Consider the following 22,155-nt stretch of genomic DNA (forward strand, 5'->3'; position numbering starts at 1 on the left):
CGTAAATAACATTAAAACCAAAATTCTAACTATGAAACCTATTTATTCTATTTTATTAACTTTTATGTTCTCCATTTCTTTATATAGCCAAGATAAAAAAGAAGAACCACTACGCTTAAAAGGCGTGGAAATGGAAAATGACTACCACGAAAACATCACTTGGATAAAGTCGAAACCTGTTTCTTTAGTATCAAAAGATTTTTTAGTTAGTGCTTATGACGTAACTCATATTCAAATCTATTTTGGAATGTATATGAAGGACGGCAAACAACATATGACACCAATACGCTTAATAAACAAATACAGGGATAGTGATTGGATTTTCTTTGATGAGGTTAGTTATTTACTTGGAAGCCGAAAAGAGGTAAGAGCAGGACAAGGAAAAGTTTTTAAAATTACAGATAAAGAAACTAATACAGAAGTTAGTAAAGGTATTTCGGAAAAATCGGATGTAGTTACTAATGAAGATGCAATAGCATTTATTAAATACGTTTTAGCTAATGAGACAGGGCTTAATATAAGATACACCAGTACACGAAATAGCAAATATGTAGAATTGAATGTCCCTGACGGCACAAAGAAACTACAAAAGCATTTTAAACCATTAATTGAGTATTATAATCTTTTAAGTGAAAAGGCAGGTTTAAATCAAAGATTCTAAATTGTATTATGGATACCATTTTGAAAAGTTTTGAAAAGGACTTTGGTGTTTTAAGAGGTTTAATAAAATCAAGTGGTTACGAAACAGACCCGTATAGAATAATCATTTTAGTTGAACGTTATATTTTGGAATACGGAACTACAATTACACGTAAAACAGTTGATTTTTTATTAAGTAAAGAAGTTAGTGTTGAAGAAAGACAGAATATACTTTTAGATGTATTACAAACAATTAAAACACCTGAACAATTGTTTCTTACTATACATAGCAAAAAAGGCTCTAATTGAGCCTTTTGTTTTTTCTGAAAAGCAAAGAAAAAATTGCAATTTCAGAAATATTTAGAAAAAAGTTGACAAAGTTGGCACATTTAGAGGTGTTTTGTAAAAAGAGACAAATCAGACACATTTAGCTCTCATTTTGTGTTTTTATTTTCATTTCAAGAAAAAGAGCCAAAAGGCTAAAAAGCTAAAACAGATAACAAAACTCATTTTTGTTATAAAATGGATAGCAAACGATAACAAAGTATAACAAAACATAACAAAATACGGTTTTGTTATACTTTGTTATAAACGCTCCCAAATAGTAAATTGATGAATGACAAAATACATTTATTGAGAGGGTTAAAATCTGATATTCTTTATAATTAAAAGAATTATTTAAGTATATAATATATGTATATTTGACAATACAACAGAAAATTAGCTTAAACTTTATGAATAAAACTAAAATAGGGGTTTGTAAGCTTTGCAAAAAAACAAAAGATTTAACGTACGAACATATCCCCCCTAAGTCTGCATATAATAGAAATACTAAATTCTATAGATTAGAAACAACTGAATATTTTAAAAATGCAAAGCAATATGTGGAAGGAATCTTAAAACCAAAATCTCGCAAAGAGCAAGGGGGTGTTGGAGATTATTGCCTTTGCGAAAATTGTAATGGGTATTTAGGTTCAAAATACGTAAGAGATTACAAAAAGTTATCAGATATTTCATATTCTATTATAAGTCAGTATCCTGTCTCTAAATGTTATGAATATAATATTTCAGATGTAAATCTTTTGAAATTTATAAAACAAGTTATAGCAATTTTTATATGTAGTAATAACACTGATTTCACTGAAAATCACAAAGGTTTAATTGAATTTGTTTTAGATGAAAATTCAAATAATTTACCTGAAAGATACAAAGTTTACATGTATTTAAACGATGAAGGAAACATAAGAAGCGGAAACTTAACTTTTACAAATCTATATGGAACTATTTGTGAGTTTGCATTCAAGCCTTTTGGTTTCGTGTTAAGTATTGATAACCCAAATCCTATAATGGAACTTTCAAATATTACTGATTTTAAAAAGTATAATCCATCTTTAAAGTATAAAGAAATTATGATCATGTTAAATAAGTATCCAACAATATTCCCTTTTCCAATGGATTATAGAAGTTTAGACGAAATTAATAACCAACCGCTAATATTTTAAAACTATGTTATTAACTGAATTTAAAAGATTAGTAGATGCTTATCAACCTACATTAAGTTCATCTGACTTAGGTATAGCCTATGAAATTTTAAACCTAGATACTTCTGACAATATAAGTTCTAAAAATGTTTTTGAAGCATTATATAGTTCTATATATATATCAATATCTCTTAAAGAAAAATCATCTGAAAATGACATCAAGAGGCATAAATTAATAAACTTTAGAGATGAGTTAATTTATAATTATGTATTGTATGGAGAAGACCCAATAGAATATTTAAAAGTCATTGATGTTATTAATGATTCCTGTCGAAAAGAAACAAATTATTTTACAAGTTTTGATGAAATTGAAAAATGGCAAATTGCAATAACTAACTGCAAAAATTATAATATATATTGTCCTACTACATTTTCTACATCTTTAAAAAATTTAAGAGAGAATTACCCTAAACAGTACGATATAGCCTTATCAGTTAATAGCTTAATTCAACAAGGATGTAAGGTTGAAATCAGAGATTCTCAGATAAATGTAACTGAGGGATTTGAAAAAGTTGTTGAAGGTTTAGATTTAATGATTAAAGAGTTAGGGGGTATTACCGTTATTCGTTCAATTTTCAATCATTTATCTCTTTCTAATCAGTATTCCCAACGTTTTGAAAGATATTTTATGCCTAGAAGAACAAGTGGTTTAGCACATGATCAAAGACCTCAAATACCTTTTGGTTACATACTAAATATTGCATTAAAGTACCCTCATGAAAATTTATCTATAAAAAAACCTCAAAGTAAGTTAAATGAAATTATAAAACATGCTATTGTTATAACGAATGGGGCTTATGGAGTACAACATTACAGTATGTGGGAACATCATTTCCAATCCGGAGATACTATGATTAAATTCTGTACAGATATAGCTTTATGGGATTCACTTTACAATTTACCTCAGTCGAGACCTTCAACTGCTATAGAGATTGCAAATAAACTATTTGAATATTTAGATGATCAATTTAATAAAACTCTTGGTTTTAGTAGATTAGAAATGTTTGAAATAATAAATGAAATACATAAGATTGAAATCGACCATAAAAAAATAACTGTAATATATGTATCTAAGTTAATTAAACGGTTGAAGCATATACCTTCTACGACAATTCAAAATGTTTTGAACTTTATTGCTCATAATGATAAAGTAAATGAGCAATATCTTTTACCGTCTGATTATTTCCATATTGATTTCTTCCTAAAACCATTGATTCAATTAGGTAAAACAAAATTTATTTTAATGAATGAATCGTGGTGTTCACCCAACTATTTTGAAAGTTTAGCATCACATTTTAGAAAAGTTTTAAAATTAGAAAAGAGAGATTTAGATAATGAATTGGGGGAACAATTAGAATTGTTTTTGCAAAACAAGATGAAAGAAAAAGGTATAACTTTCTGTACGGGGGATTATAATGTTAATGGAGTTCACGGGGAGTGCGACTTATTGATTGAATCTGATAAATCAATAGTTCTAATTGAGTTTAAAAAGAAGCCTTTAACACGAAAAGCAAAATCAGGAATAGATATAAACATAATACTTGATTTAGTTGAAAGTATTTTAAATGCACAAATTCAAGCAGGAAGAACAGATATTTTTTTAAGGGAACAAGATTCAATAAAATTGAAATCCAAAGAAGGAGAAGAATTTGAAATAAGGTTGGCAGGCAGGAATATTGAAAGGATTGCATTAACTCAATTAGAATTTGGAGGTTTTCAAGATAGGACAATTATTAATCAGTTTTTAACTACGTTCATTACTCACGGAATTAATACAAGTTCTACTGATACAACAATTATAAACAAGTTTAAAAAACTTGTCGATAAACAAAAAGTTTGGGTTGAGCAATATGACAAATTATTCACTTTAGATAAATCATTTGCACATTTTCCATTTTTTAATTGTTGGTTTTTAAGCTTGCCACAGCTATTAGAAATAATTAGCCTTTCAATTGATAACAATTCATTTTTAGACGTATTAATAAAAACTAAACATGTATCAATGAATACACTTGATTGGTATTATGAATTTAACTACACTAACCATTTAGACAATAAAAAAAATAATTAAATTATAATAAACAATGAAAAAAATAACATTAACATTCATAGCCTTATCGAGAACTACTGAATTAAAAATTAAGTCAGAAAATGAGATTGATGATATTGTAAATGATTTATTTATTGCATTTGCAGATGAAGTTGATTTTAAAAATTTTAAGATGACAATTAATTGCTTGCAACAAAATACCGATACCCTTAAAAATAAGATTAATGCTGTAGTTCAAAAATATAAAGAAAGTAATGTGAAATTTCAACAGCTTAATTCATATTTTAAGAATTTGAAGGAAGACGAGTATTTCTTTTTCTTTGCTAATAAAGAGATTAGTTCAGATGAGAGATTTCAATTATATAGTTATCTCTCTGCACATGAAAACAATGAAGATTATGAAACAGAAAAAAAGCAGATGGATGATTTATTTGGAGAACTAAGATTAGTTTATGATATATCAGCGTTTGACGAGACGACAAAAAGTAAAATTGGAGAGCCTGATAAGTTAAAACGTGTTTGCAGATTTTGTAATAAACCAAATGGAGAGGTAACCTTTAGAAAGATTGCACATTCTATATCTGAGGCTTTGGGTAATAAAAAAATAATTACAAATGATGAATGTGATACTTGCAATGAAAAATTCGGTTCAGGTATCGAAAATGACCTAATTTTATATCTAAATCTTTATAGAAATATTTTTGGAATAAAGGGTAAAAATGGGATTCCTACATTAAAAGGTAAAAATTTTGAGATTGTAAATACCGGAACAATCGAAATTAAACATTATTTGACAGGTGAAGAGATAGAAGATTCTAATTATGATGATTTCAAAATGAAATTTGAAACAAATCAAGATATAATTAGCCAAAATATATATAAAACTTTAGCTAAGTATGCTTTGTCTGTAATTGATAAGTCTGAATTAGTTCATTTTGAAAATACAATTGATTGGATTAATGGAGTTAGAGAAACTTCAGAATTGCCAAAAATTGGAATACTTACCAATTATAATTTATTTACAAAACATCCTAAACTAATTATATATAAGCGTAAAACGGATGACAAAAGCTTACCGTTTGTAGTTGCGGAATTTAGATTTACGTTTTTAACTTTTGTTTATATAATACCACTTTCAAGTAATGATGAATTAACTTTTACAAAAGAGGAAAACTATAAACAATTTTGGAATTTTTTCAAGCATTATAATTCTGCGTCAAGTTGGAAATTTTTTAATCTGAATAATAATGTTCCAAAGAAATTTGTGATGAACTTAAATTTTGAGCAAAGAAAAGAAGAATAAAAGAGATACTATTCTCTATTCATAAATTTGACATAACAACAAGTACTTACACCTAAATTTACACCTAAAAAAATAAAACCCTCATAATCAATAGATTATGAGGGTTTTTGCGGAGAAAGAGGGAATTGTCCATCATTTCTAACCGATTGATATTGTTGACTTTAATATCTTTTATAATCCTAGGGTCTCGCTTTTGCTCCTCTTAATGACGTGCAAATTTTTCGAAATCTTACATTACAAATGTATGAAAACTAAAGGATTAATCATAACAAAATCTCAATTTATTGTTCAATAAATGAACTAGTTATTGAACTTATCAAGACTATTTCAGAAGTTTAATTATTACTACTTTCTTTTACTACCTCATCCAATAATCAAAGGTTCTACCTGTTCAATCTTTAGGCTCGTGTATTGGCAGAACTCTTCCACTGATATAAACTCATTTTCAAGCTTATTCAGGTCCTTTCTTATCTTTTGTAATAATCTAGCACTTTGTCTATAACTCTTTCCTGTAATGAGTTGTATATCCTTTGGGTAGATACATATTCTCTTTTTTTCCATTTTCATACATTATCTATGCCTTTGACTAGGCTTTGATGTATATGAAACCTAGTTCAGTTTAACTAAAAATCGGATAAAAATAAGTCATATTTGTTTTGGTTCAGAAGTAATTATTGAACTGGTTCATTGACAAATATGACTGTTTTGGACATTTATGTCTATTAATGACACTTGAAAATTAAGCAAAAGAATTAAAACTAAAATTTGTTCTCAAATCAATCGAAAGATGTTGCAACAAAGATGATGATTGAGGGAATTGTTCACTGATTTATAAACAAATTTTTAAAAGTTATGGCTAGACAGAAAGGCATAATTAAACTGAAAGGTACTATCGGAGATATTACTTTTTACAAAACGCAAGATGGACACTTGGCACGAGAAAAAGGCGGAATTGACGCTAGTAGAATTGCAAGCGATCCTGCGTTTCAAAGAACTCGTGAGAATGGCTCCGAGTTTGGTAGAGCTGGTAAAGCAGGAAAAATGCTTAGAACGGCTTTAAGACCGCTTTTAATCAATTCTGCGGATGGTAGAATGGTTAGTAGATTGACACAAGCAATGGTTAAAGTGCTTCAAGCGGATTTGACAAGTGTACGTGGTTTGCGTAATGTGATTGATGGAGAAGCTGAATTGTTATTTGGTTTTGAATTCAATATTCGTGGTAAGCTTGGTACTACTTTGTTTGCTCCGTTTGTGGCAACTATTGACCGTGTGGCTGGTGAAATTACTGTGGATTTGGCATCATTTATTCCTGCGAATATGATTGCTGCACCAAGTGGAACTACGCACTACAAAATCATTTCTGGTGGAGCTGAGATTGATTTTGAAGCTGAAACGTATGTGGTTGCTACTTCTGAAACGGCAATTTTGCCTTGGGATGGAACTGCTACAGCTCCAATTAATCAAGTTAATGCGGTTACACCTGCAAGTACAAAACCTTTGTTTTTGGCTTTAGGTGTTGAGTTCTATCAAGAGATTAATGGGCAAATGTATCCGTTAAAAAATGGTGCTTTTAACCCATTATCTGTTGCTAAGGTTGACAGTGGTGTGTAATGGTTTTATTACTCACTAGAACTTATTTCCCTGAAGGAACGAATGGTAAACTCGAATGCGAAGGCAAATTGATTTGTAAAACCATCGAATTGCCATGGGTGATGAACGAAACGAAGGTTTCCTGTGTTCCGGAAGGGAAATATTTTATTAGAAAGCGATATAGCGCAAAATACAAATGGCATTTAGAATTGGTGGATGTGCCGAATAGAAAGTTTATTCTATTTCATCCTGCTAATAATGCTCAAAAGGAATTGCAAGGTTGTATTGCTCCTGTTACTAAACTTTCTGGACCTGGTTTAGGTTTGATGTCGAGAAAAGCTTTTACGAAGCTAAAAACATTTGTTTACAAAGCTTTAGACAAAAATGAAAGTGTTGAATTAATTATCCAATCTTAAAAATAGATTATGAAAAAAATCATTAATAGAGCAAAAGCTCCCACACCAAAATTTTTCAAAGTGCTTCGAACTGTTGGGTTGGCATTAGCTGCCGTTGGTGGAACTATTTTAGCTGCTCCAATTGCTTTACCCGCGATTGTAACTACCATTGGTGGTTATGTTGCAGTAGCTGGAGGAGTTTTGAGTTTTGTCAGCTGCAAGTCAGCTAACTACAACTGATGACAGCCAATAATCCCACATTGATGGGAACTGCTGGAGGCACGTTTTTAAGTATTGTACCTAATCTTTCCTCTCATGATATTGCAAAAACGGTTATACTAGCTACTGTTGGAGCTGTTGTAAGTTTTACGATTTCGTTACTGCTTAAAAGCCTAAATAAGAAGCACAAAAAATAAATTTAGCCCTAGTTGTGGTGACCTTTGGGTTAAACAAATTGAAAGCCCAAACCTAACGGAATGGGCTTTTATATTTAATAATAACTGTTATGATACAAAACAAAATAGATTATATCAAAAGAGGTGCTTTTGACGAGTTATACACACCAAAAGAAGCTATAGAGTGTATTCTTCCTTATATTCCCGATACTGTTAAAATTATATGGGAATGCACCGCCATTGAGAATAGTGAAATAGTCACTGTTTTAAAAGCTAATGATTTTGAAGTAATCAAATCACATATAAAAGATGGTTTGGACTTTTTTGAATACGAACCACCTCAGTATGATTTGATTATAACCAATCCGCCTTATTCATTAAAAGACCAATTCTTGAAACGAGCTTTTGAATTGGATAAACCTTTTATGATGTTACTTCCTATAACAACTTTAGAAGGGAAAAAGCGAAGCGAAATGTTCCAGCAGCATAAAGTTCAAGTTTTGATACCAAGTAAACGATTTAATTTCATCAAAGAAAAAAAAGGAAGTTGGTTTCAAACATCTTGGTTTACTTGGAAATTAAATTTAAAAAGCGATTTAATTTTTATGAATGTATAAAAAAAATAAAGTGCCTAGCTAAAAACTAGGCATTTTCAATATTAAACTTCTCCAAATTGATTGAGTATCACCTCAACCACTACAACTTCTGAATTATACCAATACAAATCGTTGTATTTTGCATAATCTAATGCTTTTGCTCTGCTATCAAAAGCTCCAAAGAAAACTCTTGATGCTTTTGACTTCCAACTATCGGTTTGAAATAATAGAAATACACTCATAGAATTGATTTTAAGGATTATAAATAAATTATCTGTTACAATAGCGATGCACAATAACTCTACGCATATCGTTGATTAAATTGATGTTTTCGTGAAATTGTTTTTCTTTTGATTCCAAAAGTTTTAAAGCTTCAACATGCTTCAAATGTGCTTCGTGTTCATCCATCAAAAGCTTTGACTTTGGAAAAAACTCTCTTTTGAAATCAGGAAGACGTAAAAATGAAATGACAGAGCCTACTAAATGCTGGTGCCAAAATTTAGATTTCCACAAGCTATAAGCAATCCAAAAAATATTTTCGCAATCAGTTTCACTATCAAATATGATTACGAAACTGTTTGTGAATGGCTCATTTTGGGGCTTTCCGCTATTCATTCCTTTGTTTAAAACAAAAAAGTGAGGTTTGTTGTAGATTGTATCTTTCTTGTGGGTTTTAACGATAAAATTCATCATGGCTTCGGATTTAAAAATTAGGTTTTCTTCTAATTTCCTGTTGAGTTTCTGATGAATGCAGATGTGCTTCGCTACGCTCCGCCCATTAAAATTTTTCAAAAGAAAAAAAAGAAAAAAAGAAAGCCATTCGTCCAAGTGGAAGGTTTCAAAAAAGCAAGTTTTTCAGAAAAAATACTACCCGATACGTGATTGAAATCGTCAGCGTCTAAACAGAAGTAAAATATCTTTTGAAACTTTTTGGGTGGAGATTTTTTCTGAAACCCGCAGGGCTTGAACTTGCTTTTTTGAATACCTGGAACTTATCTTTGCTTCCTTTTTTTATTTATTTTTTTTTGAAATTTTCAATTCTTTTTTATTTGTTTTTTAATCGGAAATTGAGAATAGCCATTTTATTGAAATCGGAATTTTATTTTTAGTTGGCTATTTCCAATCAGATGTCCTTGTTTAATCGGATTTAATTTGAAGGATTGGGAGTTGATTTGAAAGATGGTCGTCTTCGGAAAGGGTATCAAATTCTTTGGATGGATGAATAAACCAAATCAGAAAATAAAAAAGCTGTTCATTCGGCCAAAGAATTTGTTACTCTTTCATTTAGTTTTGATTTTTGAGGATGCTTAATCGTCTTCTGAAATAGGAGTTTTCAATTTAATTGGATGTTGTGTTGAAAATGGGAAGCATCTTCAAAAAACAATGCATTATACTTCCGAGTGCGATGTGGCAGTAGCGCAAGTAAGGGTATCATTTTTTATTTGCTTATCGGGATGTTCTGATTGCTTCAGTGGAAAAGCTGATGTTTGAAATTTAGCTGGCAGTCGCAGTGTTCAGTATTCGGCAGATTATCTTAAAAAACGTTATGGCATCAGCTTTTCCGCTAGAGCAATTACTTTGGGGTTTCTGGCAAATAAAAAATGAAACTCTTACTGGGAATTTTGGTTTTGTGGGTAATAAAATGGCTTTTACCATAGGCAAATTAACTGAAATTAAAAGCCATTTTATTACTTACAAAAGCAATGAAAATACTTCCTATTTAAACACAAAGCTGATAAAAACAGTTACCGTGAACGTTCTTAAAAATGATGGTAACCGAAAATATTCCTATGAAATGGCGAACGTTGTTAAAGACAGTGGCGAAGGACAGTGTTTTTTGTAGCTGGGTGATGCGATGGGAGCTGCAAAAAATGTTGTCCTGGAGCCACTGGCAAGCGCGTTGGGTGAGCGGCTTTTTTACATAATGTTATTATAGTGCATCCGAGATTTTGATTAGTAGCAGGATAGTCTTTATGCACTATAATGCCACATTATGTAACTAAGCTTTGGGAAAAGTTTTTGTTGCCTTGCACATTTACCTATCGGAGTGACAAACTTCTGGCATACAAAAACTTTTTGAGCGTTGGGAAGGAGTGGCAACTAGAAACTAAAACGTCATTCTACCACTAAACGAAAAAATACTCTTGTGATTAAAAATGAAATTAGCGAAATGAAGCAAACAAAGAACCGGCTTTAGGAATACTTGGACTAAAGACGGTTTTTGTGCAGTCTGAATGAGATAATATTATTGTAAAATGATATTATATCTTTCTTCAAAAAAAGCATCAAGAACATCTTTGTTATTTTCATTAAGGATAAAATCAATTTCGTTATTTGTAAAATCGCAAATTCCAAAATTGTTGATATAATTACCATTTAGGGAATAATAGCTTGATGAGTATGGTTTGCTAGTGGTTTTTATATAATACCAAAACAAACGTGATTCCATTATTTTTTTAATCAATAACATTTCTTCTACAGAATGCCCTACAACAGCTTGACCATTGTAAAATAATAAGTCATTATCATTACTTAAAAGATAATTTGGAGTTTGATCAGAAAATTTAGGAAAAAATAATTTGTTGCCAACTTTCTCTAAAGATTGAGTTCTACCAAAAGCAAACCATTTGTCATATTCGCCTTTTCCTTTATCTCTTTTAGCTAGTTCTTCCTTTTTTCTCTTCAGATATTTGTATGCTTCTGGAAATACATCTTTTAAAAATTCTTCTTCTAAAGCTTTCGGCTTATTTTCATCGTTATAAGGAAACAGAACTTTTTCTCTTACACTATCAAAATCTATACTTCTACTCAGTTTGTTTGAGTTTAAAATATCTTTACAGATACCCTTTTCAATTGGATATAAATTACCATTTTGTAAATAAAAAAAATCATCATCTTCATCGACAGGCTTAAAAATAAATAAATCATTTCTTAATGTAGCAATACCATGTCTTGTTTTATAAAGCTTGCCAAAAGGATTTCCAACAGCTTCTATACGAGAAATAATTTCATTATTGTTTAGATTCCAACCTTTTTTTGCATCTAAATTTTGAAAATTTACTCTACTGTATAAGTTTCTATTATTAGGTAATTCTTTGCTTTCAGATTTATAATACTCAACAAAATTCTGCTCAGTATTTTCTAAAAAGCAAATACATGTATATGTACTTTTTGATTTAAAAATTTGATGTGTCCCAAAATCAATAATTCTTATTGCAATCCTACTATTTTCAAAATATCTTCTTAAAGCTCTTCCGTTTAAACTCTTAAAAAATGTATTCATGGTTATATACCCAAGGATACCATTTGGAGCTAAATTTTCATAGCCTATTTGAAAGAATGGAATATACAAATCAGGATTACCGGTAGAACATACTTCCCAAAGTTTAACATTCTCTTTTGCTAAATCATCAAGATTACGAGCAGATACATATGGTGGATTTCCAACAATGATTTCGAAACCATGAAAATCAATAATGATTTCTGACCAATCAAATATTAAAGTATCGCCTTGATGAATATTAAAATGAAACTGTTCAATATCTTCACCTTCGGATAAAGCTAGAAGACTTAATAATAATTTACTTCGAGTAACTGAGTATTCTTGGATATCTAAACCAAAAATTTGATTTTGAAAAATATATGTATAAGTATTACCTGTTCTTTGTCTTAATTCTTTTGCAACAGTATATAAAAATCCAGAACAACCACATGCTATGTCTGCTACTTTAATTGTCTGAAAATTAACATTTCTGTTGTTTAAAGATTGATTTACAATATACTCTCTAATATCAGATGGAGTATATATTGCTCCGTTTACTATTCTATCTGATGGAGAAATAACGAATTCAAAAAGTTCTATTAAATCTTCTATAGTAAAGTTAACTCTAACCTTATTAATTTCTTCTATAAATCCGATTAAGTTTTCATAGTCTTCATCATTCTGACGAATATAATAAGACAATAATAAACTATTATTATTTATTTGTATTTCATTTATATAGAGAAAAGCAGAAACAATAAGTCTATCTACAAACCATGGATTTGAAGAACATTTTAGACTTAAAAATTTTGTTGCGTTTTTCATTTTAAAGACTTCCTAATTGTTTTGTATATTTATGATATTCTCTATATAGATTTAATAATTTATCTTTTAGTATTTGATTGTCCATTTTAGCTAAAATTTCTTCACACTCTTCAATCAATTTATCTAATTCAACTATTTGCCAAATTATTTCGTGTTGTGGTTTGTGAAGTTTTAATTTATAATACATCCATTTGCCCAATTGAGTTTGATGAATTATTCGCCCATTAGTATATCTTAAAAATTGTTTTTCATATTCATCATCACAAGGATCAATAAATCCTTCGTCATTCTGGTGATGAATTAATTCATTTCCGGTAGGCCAATGTGCTCGCTTTGAATTATTGCAAGCTCTACAAGCATATACTAAATTGGAATAATCTGTTTCCTTAATTGTGTTTAAATATTTTTGTGGAACAAAGTGGTCTATTTCAAACCAAACTGTTCGCCATAAATCTATATCATTACAATATCCACAACGGCACTTATAATCTTTCTTTAAATCTTCTCTGTGATCAGAATATTTGCTAACAGGATTTTTAATATCTCTTCTTTTCGGAGTTTCATTTCTAAATGGAATCATACTACTTATTCAAATTTAGTTTTTTTAATTCCTCTAAAATTTCCCTTGTTTCACTTACAAACTCATTAAGTTTTGATATGGAATCTCTGTGAATTAGATTAGCAGGTAAATCTTTTCCATCAGGATTAAGTTCATCAAACAAAATATATAACTTAGTAAGTTCCTCCTCTTCGAAAATTTCTAAACCAGCATCATTTCTTTTCTCTACAAGTTGTTCAATCCTTGAATTTGTATCTTCAATTTTTTTATAATAATTTGAAATGTTCGATTGAATTTTTGATTTAAAAATATCAAGTTCTTCTTTTTCTCTATCATTCTCTACTGACAAGATATTTTTATTGTAAATAATATGTACATCATCGGTATGCCCTATAGCTTGAGTTGGAAATGATGTCAACATAACAATAGGAAAATGAGGTTTAATTTTCTTTATTTCCTCTACAATTTTATTACCATTAAAAGGCACTTCTGCATTTTCTTCTAATAAATAATCTGTAACAATTGCATTAAGGTCACTTGTCAACAACTGACTAAGTATTGATTCAACAGAAGATTCAGGATTAACTTCAATTCTTAATATTTCAAAATCATTTTTAAAAGTTTGATAAAAAGTATTTATCCAACCTTTATCTTCATCTATGTATGCAATTTTATATTTCATTTTCTAGTTTTAAAAGTTATTTTAAATGTCAGTCCATTATCTATTTTAATAATTGAGATAGAGGAATTATTATACTCTTCAATTATTGATTTAACAATATAGAGACCTAATCCTGTGCCAACTTTATTACCCTTATTGTCTGTTTTAGATGATTCGTTAAGATTAAAAATTTCCTCTGGATTATCTATGTATTTTGAGTCTAGTCCTTTTGCATTATCTGAAAATATAATTTCAATATCATTTTCTTTTTTCTGCCAACTAATCACTATTTTCTTTTGTTGATTATTAAAGCCGTTATGTGCATTTATAGAATTTGACAATAAATTATTAAACACCGAATCCATATTGACCTCAAAAGCTCTTATTATATGCTCGTTATTGTCTATTTTATTTAATTCTAGAGTAATATTTCTTTGTTCTAGAGCTTTACTCCAATTTGCTTTGAAGTTATTAAAATATTCAGAAAAGTCTAGGTTCTTTCTTTCTCTTTTATCAATTTTTAAAGTACTCAATGAATAATCAAGCCAATGTTTTAATTTAGTGTCTTCATCACGCATTAGATCAATCATATAGAAAGGATTGTCATCTTTGTCTAAAGTTTTTGCTAATTCATTCTCATCTAAATGATTTCTTAATTCATCTACTAAGAATTTTGTACGAGGAATTAATCTAGCTCTTAAACTTCTGACTTCGTGAGCAAAAGAAGATATGATAAGACCAACGCTGGCAAGACTTCTTAATAATCTTAATTCCTCATCTTTTTTCTCATTTTCCTTTTCTAAAATCAATATGGCATCTGCCATATTTTCCTCAGTTTTTGAATATTCTTTATTATCATTAGTTGACTTACTATCATTCTTATGGTCAGAATTATTACTATTGTCCTTTCTTTCTTCCTTTTGTTTTCTAATTCTTTCCGCTTCTTCTTTAGCTTTTCTTAAAGTTTCCGCTTCCTCATTTCTAATAGCGTGAAGTTGTGAGAGGTTATACATTACAACATTTCTATCCTTTTCAAACAGTCCTATTATATCAAGTAATATATTCTTAAAAAGTTCAAACTCTTCATTTTCAATAATACCTTCACGACCTGATTTATCTTGAAAACTTTCGTTATGCAATCTTGATATTTTAATTGTTCCTGCTATTTGATTTGGTCTGATTCTATAACCACCTAACCTTTGACCAGCTCCACCAGGACTTTGTGCTTGTCTCTCTCCTAATCTCAACCAATCATCACCATTTTCACCATAAGGTCGTATGCGAAAATCATCCCTAAATATCTTAATACCACCAAACTTTTTTAACCAAGATTTTCTATTTGCACTGTTGATACCTTTATATGGGTACTTTTTTAAATCCCCATCTTCCTTGTCATCAGAAATTGTATTTTTTAAAAAATAAAATGTAAAGTTAAATTTACCAACTCTCTCTAAGAGGTTCAAATCTACTTTTTCAGAAATTAATTTTTCGATAGGTAAATTAAATGCAATCTTATCTTTTTTAAAATCCTCAAGTTTATATGGTGAATTTTTCATCATATCAAAATCAAATACCTGAGTATATCTATTCTCCAATGTATCAACATCAAGTTCATTTCTTGAAATTTCTACTTTTAGCACTTTATCATTTAATTCATTATAAGTTGCCTTTAACTTATAATCAAAATCATCATAATAAGCTCTTTTTAAAGTTCCAAACTCTTCTAAATTATTTAGTAAAAATAAATCAATACAAAAATCATTTTGCTCCTCAGGTGGAAGCAGCATCTCTAAATTACCAAACAACTTTCTTAATTTATCTTCATTCCATTCATCATTTAGTTCTGTTATTTCAATTACAGTACCCGATTTAAAATCAACTTCTTCAAGTACTTCTTTTATTTTTTGATAAGAAGAGAATCTATTTACATATTCATGTTTAAGATTTACATTTTCCTTTACAGACAGAACAGCTTCCACATCTGAAACTGTAGCTCCTTTTTTATCAAAATCTTTCCAATCAACTGTCCATTCAAAACCTATATTATTGGTATTTGGTATTATTTTGGTATTTGGAATTTCTAATGAATTTTCACTAATTTGTTTTTCATCTTCTACTTCCAAGACGGACGGAAGAGATGTCATATTTGTTAGCATCCCTAATCTATTTAATGCAAAACGTCCTATACCTTTTGCACCAGTTTTTATTCTCCCACCTTCTGAGGTATGCTCATACAACTTGTCATCTGTACCAATAGTCATCCATTGGTTTTGAATTATTTTATCATACATTCCGATTCCGTTGTCAATGATGTAGATACAGCTATTCTCTTTTTCAAACTTTTCAATTTCAATTTCGACACCTTCATCATTTACCACTTTTTCTTTTTTGATTTTTAGATCAAAAATCAGAATGCATTTACTAGCATCTGCGTCATATGTGTTTTTAACTAATTCAATTACGGCACCTTCTTCGGTTGAGAAGTTTTCTAAACCAATCAGTTTCGCCGTTCTAGCTGAAACTTTAAAAGGTATTTTAGTAGTGTTATTAATCATTGAATAAAGAAGTTAATTTTATATTTAGCTTTTCAGCAATTTGAATAAATGTTTTAATTGGTGGTTGTATTTCATTTGTACACCATCGTGAAATTGTTGCTTCATTCTTTCCCAGTTGCTCAGCTAACCATTTGCTGGTTAAGTTCTTTTCAGCTAGGACCACTTTTAACCGATTTATTGCTTTTTTGCTCATATAATTTGCATGATATGCAAATGTATTGAATTTAATTACAATTTTGAAGTATTAAAGTTACCAAGGGTAAATTTCCAAAAGATAACTCTAAACATCTTTTTTATTCCGTCATATTATAGTGTTTTGAAAATGGAATATTAGTTAAACTTTGGCAGTAAGTTGCGTTTACTGCCAAAACTTAATTGCTATTAACCTCATCAATATCAATATAAAGCTGTAAATCATACAATTCTATCAATTCATTATTGTTATTAGGCATTTGGGCGAGTTGAACGAAATTGATATTTTGATAAAGTGCTTTTTCACCCAATAGATCTTGCATGATGATGTAGATAGCTTGGTTCCATGTTTTGGTATCGCAATGGATGTTGTAGTTTTTTAAATATATCCTTAAGTCGAGTTTTTTTGTTTTTTCGTCATAAGTGAGTGGCAAAAATTTTATTTCGCTGGTTTTTATGGTTATTTCTTGAAATACATACGGTTCATCTAAACCATCAATAATTTCATTTATGTTTTCTGTTGGTTGAATAAATGCTGTGAATTTCCAATGTTTGAGTGCTGGAGCATGTTTTATTAATTCTATTACTTGTGCAAAATATTCCGGATTGCCGTTTGCCGTAATGATTAGTTCGGTTTTTTGAGTTGGCTTTTTAGGGAATATAATTATGTAATCGAGTTCTTTGCAATAGAAACACAGTCGGTGTTTTATCGAATGGCTGATTTGCTTTTGGGATTTTGAGGTTTCGTTTAGGAAGTTTTTTATGGTTTGGTTGTTGTCTTGGAACCAGTTCCAGAATATGTTTATTTTTCTCATAAGTAGATTGTTTAATTAGCGTTTGTCTTGGGTGCTTTTATCGAATGCGATAAGGTTTAACATTGCTCGTAATCTTGAGCGAACTCGGTTGCCGTACATCGTTTCTATTTCTGAAGCTGATAGGTTGGTAGTGATATGGGTTATTACTTTTCTTGAGATGAATAGATCATATCTTGAGAGAATTATTTCTGCCATCACATTACATTCATTGCCATAATATTTCAAGTTGCTTTCTACACCCAAATCGTCAAAGCAATAATTTTTATATTCCGATTGTGAATAGCTTCCTCGACTGTATCGATGTATGATTTCGTAGCCTTCTTTTATGAATTCAAAGCTTATGTCGCGACAAGTTCTCATATAGAATTTGTTTTCTTTTTGAGTTATATATTTCATTATTGTCATCAATGAAGTTTTACCTGAACCTACTGGTCCAGAAAGTAGAATTCCTTTTGTTAGGTCTAATCCGAATTGACTTGCCATAACCTCATCTTTTAAAAAATAAGCAACCAATTTTGTAATGTTTTCTATATCATCATTGATGAAATGAAAATTTGAATCATACTCTTGTTTAGCTTTTTTCTCTAACCATGTTAGGATTTCTGGATAGTTGTATTGTGAAGTCATGACATGATTTTCTAAAGAGGTTCTGCATAGTTTTTGTCTTCTGTAACTTGTAAGTGTTTTGCTTTTGGTTGTTCTCTTGGTTGAAGATTTTGAGGAAGATTTATTGTGAATTTAGCTGTATTTAGCATCCAATTACGAGCTGCTGCATACCAATCCATCATTTTAGTTTTACCGCCAATTAGCCAACCGTTGCTTGTGTAATAATTATAAAATCGTTCGGCTTCAAACTCTGAATATTCTTCTTGTTTGAAATATTCTTTGACTTGATCTAAACTTGGTTTTTCTACTTCATTCGAATTAGTTTTCTTTTCTTTTTTAGCGGAACTTTTTTCTTTTTCATTTTCTTTTCCAGAAGTATTTAAAAATTCATTTTCATTAAAAATTTTAAAATTGGTGTCTATAGATATGTTTTTATTGTTTTTAGATGTTTTGTTATTGTTATATATATTGGGTTCATTTACTTGTTCAGCGTCGTTACTGTTAGCTTGGTTATTTATTGGTTCGGTTTGGTCAATAATTGAACTGGTTGGATTTTTAAAAACGCTTTTTCTATCTGAAAGGTCATGCAGGATTACTTCGGAACCGGCATACGGATTGTATGACGGCAAATAGTCAATAAATCCCATGTTTTGTAATTCTTTGATGCATTTGTGATAGGTAGCTTTAGAAGCTATGCGACTGGTTTTCATCATTTCATCACGGGATATTGCAATTGGGTTCTTGAACCGATTGATGTTCCAACTTTGAAATAAAGCTAAATACAGACTTATATGGGTTGGATAAATGGTTTCTTCGGATGCTATACGAATGAAGAAGCCGGTTAGGTGTTTGATGTAATTCATTTGGAAGTATATAAGATGGGAGAATTAAGTATTAAGACTAGAACCTGAAACAAGTTCAGGTTGACAGGATTATATTTATTTAAAAAGAGTAGGCAAAGCGTTTACTTTGTTTCCATTTAATAGCTTATCAATATCTGTATTGTCATAATACATAATGCCACCAACTTTAGTGTAAGTGAGTGTTCCGTTTATACGGAGGTTTTGTAAAGTACCTGGAGAGATGTTTAACAGCTTACGGACTTCATTGGATTTGAGCCACTGTTTTGTTTGTTGCGGTTTGGATTGAATGATTTCTTTTAAATCGTTCAAAAGAAGACTTCTGAATTCGTTTAAGTCTTCGCGAGTGATAACTTCGATTGCCATAACGTATGTTTTAGATTGTTATGGTACAAAATTGTGAAGATTGATTTATTTTATTTCACAACGCGGTTCATGTTGTGAATGATTTTGTTTAAATTACATCATCTGAGTTCTCCATTCGCTTTAGTAAATTTTCATTTAAAGAAGTAATAAACTTTGTTCTATCAGATTTTCTTGCTCTAATTTCCAAGAAAGTACGGCGATATTGCCCTAAATCTATTTCAAAAATATGCTCAAAATATTCAGCAATATCTTTTAAATCTGCAACGCCATTATTGAAAACTCCTTCTGAATGTAGTGCATATAATAGTTCTGTTAATGCAACTTTTGAGCCTGTCCATACCATTTTCACGTTCGGTTTGCGTTGTGATTTTTCGCCATTGTCCTTATTATCAATCATAATTAACTGGTTTTCTATATATAATTGTATTAAATCATTTGCCAAAATTTTGGCCACTTTGAAATCATGCGAAGTTGAAAAATTTGTATCAGCTTCAAAATAATAACTATCTAAAGCTAATTTAATATCAAACTTACCTCTCAAAAAGTATTTGTAGTCCAAATAAGAATTTCCGGAACGATAATATTGATAAAACTCCAACTCATTATCAAAAAAAGCTTTTAATTTTGAAAGTTCGTTATGATAATACTTTTTCAAAATTCGATTTCCTCCATTTGGTCTTTTCATTTCAATTTTATAGACCATATTGTAATAGATTAGTTTAGCTGTAAAATGTGGTTTTATGTCTTTAAAAAAGTGGATTTCTTCTATATCCGATTTGAAGTTATTTTTTAATACAACTTTTTTTAAATTACTGATAGAAATTAAAATTACCTCTATAGCTTTTTCACATTTCTGAATTGGATTGTCAATTTCTAAATCAATAAAATTGATTTGCTCATTGAGGTTAACAAGTAGTTGATTGATTTTTGAGTTCAAAGTATTATTTATTAGTATTTTGTATTACATTCAGGATTTTATTTAAATGCTTCTCTATACTATATTATGCCATTTATCTATAATTGTCCCATCAAACATTTCAATAATTCTATCCGACTTGTTTGCAAAATCATTGTCGTGTGTAACTGCAATTATTGTTTGATTTAGTTCGTGAGCTAACTTTTGAAAAGTATCAAAAACAATAGCTGCGTTTTTAGAATCTAAATTACCAGTAGGTTCATCTCCCATAATGATATGAGGATCATTAATTAAAGCACGAGCAATAGCTACACGCTGTTGTTGTCCTCCGGATAATTTGGAAGCAGGTTTTAGTGCCTGGTCTTGCAATCCCAATAAATTAAGTTTTTGATAGGCTCTTTCTTCAATTTCTTTTTTGGAGTAATTTCCTAGTCGCAATGCAGGAATCATTACGTTTTGCAAGCAACTGAATTCATTAAGTAGGTAATGAAACTGAAACACAAAACCTATTTTTTCATTGCGTAATGCAGCCAACTCATTTTGCTTTTGTCCAGTAACTCGTGTTCCGTCAATAATTAATTCACCTTTATAATCGGTGTCCATTGTTGAAAGAATGTAAAGCAATGTTGATTTACCGCTACCAGATTTGCCTACCAATGTTGCAAACTCTCCTTTTTTAACGTTAAAAGAAATATCATTGAGTACCTTAAATTTTTCTGGGTCATAAAAGTATTTCTCTATGTGATTGGCTTGTAAAATAATATCTGAATTCATACTTTTTACTTTCTTAAAATGGAAACAGGGTCAACATTTGCTGCTTTTCTAGCAGGTAAGTAGCTGGCAAAAAAGGAAACTACCAATCCGAACAAACTAGCATTAATAAATACAGTATAATCTAGTACGATAGGGAAATATCCTTGATCTGGACCCATATATATCTTTGAGGCAAAATATACCATTACACCACCTATTAAAAGACCAACAGTAATTCCTATTAGTCCAATAAGAGTTCCTTGTAACACAAAAATCTTTATAACATCCCAACCTTGAAATCCCATAGCTTTTAAAATCGCAATATCATTTATTCTATGGGTAATGGTCATATTCAGTATATTATAAGTACCAAAACCTGCTACTAGCAAAATCGAAAGTGACATAGCAAATATTATGATGCCACGCATTTTAAATCCGTTTAGTTGGTCACTGTTTGCTGCCTTCCAGTCTTCAGCTTTGTAACCAGTGAGTGAAGAAAACTTGGCCGAGTAATCGGCAGCCTTGTTAAAATCTTGAACATTTACATCAATATTCGTTATGTAGTTTGCATTTTCACCTAAAAGTTGTTGTGCAGCATTTATCCCAATATATGATTTGGTTTTATCAACAATAGAGCTATTGGTTTTAAAAATCCCAACCACTTTCATCACTTTGGTAATGTTTTTTGAAGAAGTAATACTGATATTGTCGCCTGTTTTAGCATTTATTTTTGATGCAATGTCAACACCCAAAAGAATTCCATTAGAATGATTTTCTAAATCTTCCATTCTGCCTTGAATCATACTTTGTTTGATATTGAACATTTTGCTTGCTTCGGCTATTTCTAAACCAGAGGCATCGCCTGAAACTTGCGACATACCACTATTGTAAAATACTTTGACTGCAATTTCAGGTGTTACATATGTTACTTCAGGTTGTGCTCTTAGCAATGTTATTATCCTCTCTGGGTTTACGATTTGCTCACTTTTAGGGATAATAGTTGGATTGCTTATTAGCACTAATGAGTTTGTGTCTTTGGGTGTAATAATGGATTTACTAATTTCATCGTCTTTATATACCCGGATGTGTGGCGTATTATTGAATATGGTTTTATTTGATTTTTTGACAAAACCGCTACCTAAGGAATTCATAAAAATAAAAATAGAAATGCCAATAGTAACTCCAAGAGCTGCCACCAGCGTTAGTCTTTTGTTTGTTACGACATAAGTAGCTGAAATAATTGTATCGATATTATGATTGTATTTCTTTTTCATTT

At 30.1% G+C, this 22,155-nt stretch carries 25 protein-coding genes; 11 read left to right on the top strand and 14 right to left on the bottom strand.

Annotated elements, in window-relative coordinates:
* Positions 1 to 31: 31 nt before the first annotated feature.
* The 10 genes from SY27_RS07735 to SY27_RS07780 all read left to right on the top strand — a co-directional run bounded on the left by SY27_RS07735 (position 32) and on the right by SY27_RS07780 (position 8,530).
* On the top strand, positions 32 to 661 hold the full coding sequence (locus SY27_RS07735) for a hypothetical protein (protein ID WP_152640731.1): 630 nt from the start codon (positions 32 to 34) through the stop codon (positions 659 to 661).
* An 8-nt stretch (positions 662 to 669) separates the two neighbouring features.
* On the top strand, positions 670 to 948 hold the full coding sequence (locus tag SY27_RS07740; protein WP_045968881.1) for a hypothetical protein: 279 nt from the start codon (positions 670 to 672) through the stop codon (positions 946 to 948).
* 425 nt (positions 949 to 1,373) lie between these two features.
* Positions 1,374 to 2,141 carry a hypothetical protein gene (locus tag SY27_RS07745; RefSeq protein WP_045968883.1) on the top strand — a complete coding sequence of 256 codons (768 nt, stop codon included), beginning with the start codon at positions 1,374 to 1,376 and terminating at the stop codon, positions 2,139 to 2,141.
* A gap of 4 nt (positions 2,142 to 2,145) precedes the next feature.
* Positions 2,146 to 4,251, top strand: a complete 2,106-nt coding sequence (locus tag SY27_RS07750) for a hypothetical protein (protein ID WP_045968885.1) — start codon at positions 2,146 to 2,148, stop codon at positions 4,249 to 4,251.
* Positions 4,252 to 4,264: 13 nt separating this feature from the next.
* Complete coding sequence (locus SY27_RS07755; RefSeq protein ID WP_045968887.1) at positions 4,265 to 5,533, top strand: HNH endonuclease; 1,269 nt, start codon at positions 4,265 to 4,267, stop codon at positions 5,531 to 5,533.
* Positions 5,534 to 6,385: 852 nt separating this feature from the next.
* A complete protein-coding gene (locus SY27_RS07765; protein ID WP_045968891.1) occupies positions 6,386 to 7,144 on the top strand; it encodes a hypothetical protein in 759 nt (252 codons plus the stop codon).
* A complete protein-coding gene (locus SY27_RS07770) occupies positions 7,144 to 7,539 on the top strand; it encodes a DUF5675 family protein (protein ID WP_045968893.1) in 396 nt (131 codons plus the stop codon). The genes SY27_RS07765 and SY27_RS07770 overlap by 1 nt, the downstream gene beginning before the upstream one ends.
* 9 nt (positions 7,540 to 7,548) lie before the next feature.
* The gene (locus tag SY27_RS07775) at positions 7,549 to 7,758 is read left to right on the top strand and encodes a hypothetical protein (protein ID WP_045968895.1); all 210 of its coding nucleotides are present in this window, start codon (positions 7,549 to 7,551) and stop codon (positions 7,756 to 7,758) included.
* On the top strand, positions 7,758 to 7,934 hold the full coding sequence (locus tag SY27_RS18990; protein WP_200894142.1) for a hypothetical protein: 177 nt from the start codon (positions 7,758 to 7,760) through the stop codon (positions 7,932 to 7,934). The genes SY27_RS07775 and SY27_RS18990 overlap by 1 nt, the downstream gene beginning before the upstream one ends.
* An 89-nt stretch (positions 7,935 to 8,023) precedes the next feature.
* Positions 8,024 to 8,530 carry a class I SAM-dependent methyltransferase gene (locus SY27_RS07780; protein WP_045968897.1) on the top strand — a complete coding sequence of 169 codons (507 nt, stop codon included), beginning with the start codon at positions 8,024 to 8,026 and terminating at the stop codon, positions 8,528 to 8,530.
* 41 nt (positions 8,531 to 8,571) lie between these two features.
* Here the strand turns inward: SY27_RS07780 and SY27_RS07785 are convergent, their stop codons facing one another.
* Both SY27_RS07785 and SY27_RS07790 read right to left on the bottom strand, forming a co-directional pair.
* Positions 8,572 to 8,751 (bottom strand): hypothetical protein, encoded by a 180-nt coding sequence (locus SY27_RS07785; protein ID WP_045968899.1) that lies wholly within the window; start codon positions 8,749 to 8,751, stop codon positions 8,572 to 8,574.
* Between the two features lie 28 nt (positions 8,752 to 8,779).
* Positions 8,780 to 9,202, bottom strand: coding sequence for a hypothetical protein (locus SY27_RS07790; protein ID WP_045968901.1), 423 nt, complete (start codon positions 9,200 to 9,202; stop codon positions 8,780 to 8,782).
* Between the two features lie 853 nt (positions 9,203 to 10,055).
* Here SY27_RS07790 and SY27_RS07795 point away from each other — a divergent pair.
* Positions 10,056 to 10,352: a hypothetical protein gene (locus SY27_RS07795; protein WP_152640732.1), complete on the top strand. Its 297-nt coding sequence runs from the start codon at positions 10,056 to 10,058 to the stop codon at positions 10,350 to 10,352.
* A gap of 402 nt (positions 10,353 to 10,754) precedes the next feature.
* Here SY27_RS07795 and SY27_RS07800 read toward each other — a convergent pair whose 3' ends face one another.
* From SY27_RS07800 to SY27_RS07855, 12 genes are all read right to left on the bottom strand, one after another.
* On the bottom strand, positions 10,755 to 12,596 hold the full coding sequence (locus SY27_RS07800; RefSeq protein ID WP_045968905.1) for a class I SAM-dependent DNA methyltransferase: 1,842 nt from the start codon (positions 12,594 to 12,596) through the stop codon (positions 10,755 to 10,757).
* Between the two features lies 1 nt (position 12,597).
* Complete coding sequence (locus tag SY27_RS07805; protein ID WP_045968907.1) at positions 12,598 to 13,176, bottom strand: HNH endonuclease signature motif containing protein; 579 nt, start codon at positions 13,174 to 13,176, stop codon at positions 12,598 to 12,600.
* Between the two features lies 1 nt (position 13,177).
* Complete coding sequence (locus tag SY27_RS07810) at positions 13,178 to 13,837, bottom strand: hypothetical protein (protein ID WP_045968909.1); 660 nt, start codon at positions 13,835 to 13,837, stop codon at positions 13,178 to 13,180.
* Positions 13,834 to 16,371 carry a sensor histidine kinase gene (locus SY27_RS07815; RefSeq protein WP_045968911.1) on the bottom strand — a complete coding sequence of 846 codons (2,538 nt, stop codon included), beginning with the start codon at positions 16,369 to 16,371 and terminating at the stop codon, positions 13,834 to 13,836. The genes SY27_RS07810 and SY27_RS07815 overlap by 4 nt, the downstream gene beginning before the upstream one ends.
* Complete coding sequence (locus tag SY27_RS07820) at positions 16,364 to 16,564, bottom strand: helix-turn-helix transcriptional regulator (protein WP_045968913.1); 201 nt, start codon at positions 16,562 to 16,564, stop codon at positions 16,364 to 16,366. The genes SY27_RS07815 and SY27_RS07820 overlap by 8 nt, the downstream gene beginning before the upstream one ends.
* Before the next feature lie 178 nt (positions 16,565 to 16,742).
* Positions 16,743 to 17,378 (bottom strand): hypothetical protein, encoded by a 636-nt coding sequence (locus tag SY27_RS07825; protein WP_045968915.1) that lies wholly within the window; start codon positions 17,376 to 17,378, stop codon positions 16,743 to 16,745.
* Positions 17,379 to 17,393: 15 nt separating this feature from the next.
* On the bottom strand, positions 17,394 to 18,005 hold the full coding sequence (locus tag SY27_RS07830; RefSeq protein WP_045968917.1) for an AAA family ATPase: 612 nt from the start codon (positions 18,003 to 18,005) through the stop codon (positions 17,394 to 17,396).
* An 11-nt stretch (positions 18,006 to 18,016) separates the two neighbouring features.
* Complete coding sequence (locus SY27_RS07835; protein ID WP_045968919.1) at positions 18,017 to 18,847, bottom strand: hypothetical protein; 831 nt, start codon at positions 18,845 to 18,847, stop codon at positions 18,017 to 18,019.
* 75 nt (positions 18,848 to 18,922) lie between these two features.
* Complete coding sequence (locus tag SY27_RS07840) at positions 18,923 to 19,210, bottom strand: helix-turn-helix domain-containing protein (RefSeq protein WP_045968921.1); 288 nt, start codon at positions 19,208 to 19,210, stop codon at positions 18,923 to 18,925.
* An 88-nt stretch (positions 19,211 to 19,298) separates the two neighbouring features.
* Positions 19,299 to 20,147 (bottom strand): RteC domain-containing protein, encoded by an 849-nt coding sequence (locus SY27_RS07845; protein WP_045968923.1) that lies wholly within the window; start codon positions 20,145 to 20,147, stop codon positions 19,299 to 19,301.
* Between the two features lie 54 nt (positions 20,148 to 20,201).
* Positions 20,202 to 20,900 (bottom strand): ABC transporter ATP-binding protein, encoded by a 699-nt coding sequence (locus SY27_RS07850; protein WP_045968925.1) that lies wholly within the window; start codon positions 20,898 to 20,900, stop codon positions 20,202 to 20,204.
* A 5-nt stretch (positions 20,901 to 20,905) separates the two neighbouring features.
* Complete coding sequence (locus tag SY27_RS07855) at positions 20,906 to 22,153, bottom strand: FtsX-like permease family protein (RefSeq protein ID WP_045968927.1); 1,248 nt, start codon at positions 22,151 to 22,153, stop codon at positions 20,906 to 20,908.
* Between the last annotated feature and the right edge of the window lie 2 nt (positions 22,154 to 22,155).

The sequence above is a fragment of the Flavobacterium sp. 316 genome, from assembly GCF_000967805.1.
In the GTDB taxonomy this organism is placed as follows: domain Bacteria; phylum Bacteroidota; class Bacteroidia; order Flavobacteriales; family Flavobacteriaceae; genus Flavobacterium; species Flavobacterium sediminilitoris.

Coding starts and splice junctions, on each gene's coding strand:
- SY27_RS07735 (WP_152640731.1), top strand. CDS start 32: ATGAAACCTATTTATTCTATTTTATTAACTTTTATGTTCTCCATTTCT.
- SY27_RS07740 (WP_045968881.1), top strand. CDS start 670: ATGGATACCATTTTGAAAAGTTTTGAAAAGGACTTTGGTGTTTTAAGA.
- SY27_RS07745 (WP_045968883.1), top strand. CDS start 1,374: ATGAATAAAACTAAAATAGGGGTTTGTAAGCTTTGCAAAAAAACAAAA.
- SY27_RS07750 (WP_045968885.1), top strand. CDS start 2,146: ATGTTATTAACTGAATTTAAAAGATTAGTAGATGCTTATCAACCTACA.
- SY27_RS07755 (WP_045968887.1), top strand. CDS start 4,265: ATGAAAAAAATAACATTAACATTCATAGCCTTATCGAGAACTACTGAA.
- SY27_RS07765 (WP_045968891.1), top strand. CDS start 6,386: ATGGCTAGACAGAAAGGCATAATTAAACTGAAAGGTACTATCGGAGAT.
- SY27_RS07770 (WP_045968893.1), top strand. CDS start 7,144: ATGGTTTTATTACTCACTAGAACTTATTTCCCTGAAGGAACGAATGGT.
- SY27_RS07775 (WP_045968895.1), top strand. CDS start 7,549: ATGAAAAAAATCATTAATAGAGCAAAAGCTCCCACACCAAAATTTTTC.
- SY27_RS18990 (WP_200894142.1), top strand. CDS start 7,758: ATGACAGCCAATAATCCCACATTGATGGGAACTGCTGGAGGCACGTTT.
- SY27_RS07780 (WP_045968897.1), top strand. CDS start 8,024: ATGATACAAAACAAAATAGATTATATCAAAAGAGGTGCTTTTGACGAG.
- SY27_RS07785 (WP_045968899.1), bottom strand. CDS start 8,751: ATGAGTGTATTTCTATTATTTCAAACCGATAGTTGGAAGTCAAAAGCA.
- SY27_RS07790 (WP_045968901.1), bottom strand. CDS start 9,202: ATGATGAATTTTATCGTTAAAACCCACAAGAAAGATACAATCTACAAC.
- SY27_RS07795 (WP_152640732.1), top strand. CDS start 10,056: ATGGCATCAGCTTTTCCGCTAGAGCAATTACTTTGGGGTTTCTGGCAA.
- SY27_RS07800 (WP_045968905.1), bottom strand. CDS start 12,596: ATGAAAAACGCAACAAAATTTTTAAGTCTAAAATGTTCTTCAAATCCA.
- SY27_RS07805 (WP_045968907.1), bottom strand. CDS start 13,176: ATGATTCCATTTAGAAATGAAACTCCGAAAAGAAGAGATATTAAAAAT.
- SY27_RS07810 (WP_045968909.1), bottom strand. CDS start 13,837: ATGAAATATAAAATTGCATACATAGATGAAGATAAAGGTTGGATAAAT.
- SY27_RS07815 (WP_045968911.1), bottom strand. CDS start 16,371: ATGATTAATAACACTACTAAAATACCTTTTAAAGTTTCAGCTAGAACG.
- SY27_RS07820 (WP_045968913.1), bottom strand. CDS start 16,564: ATGAGCAAAAAAGCAATAAATCGGTTAAAAGTGGTCCTAGCTGAAAAG.
- SY27_RS07825 (WP_045968915.1), bottom strand. CDS start 17,378: ATGAGAAAAATAAACATATTCTGGAACTGGTTCCAAGACAACAACCAA.
- SY27_RS07830 (WP_045968917.1), bottom strand. CDS start 18,005: ATGACTTCACAATACAACTATCCAGAAATCCTAACATGGTTAGAGAAA.
- SY27_RS07835 (WP_045968919.1), bottom strand. CDS start 18,847: ATGAATTACATCAAACACCTAACCGGCTTCTTCATTCGTATAGCATCC.
- SY27_RS07840 (WP_045968921.1), bottom strand. CDS start 19,210: ATGGCAATCGAAGTTATCACTCGCGAAGACTTAAACGAATTCAGAAGT.
- SY27_RS07850 (WP_045968925.1), bottom strand. CDS start 20,900: ATGAATTCAGATATTATTTTACAAGCCAATCACATAGAGAAATACTTT.
- SY27_RS07855 (WP_045968927.1), bottom strand. CDS start 22,153: ATGAAAAAGAAATACAATCATAATATCGATACAATTATTTCAGCTACT.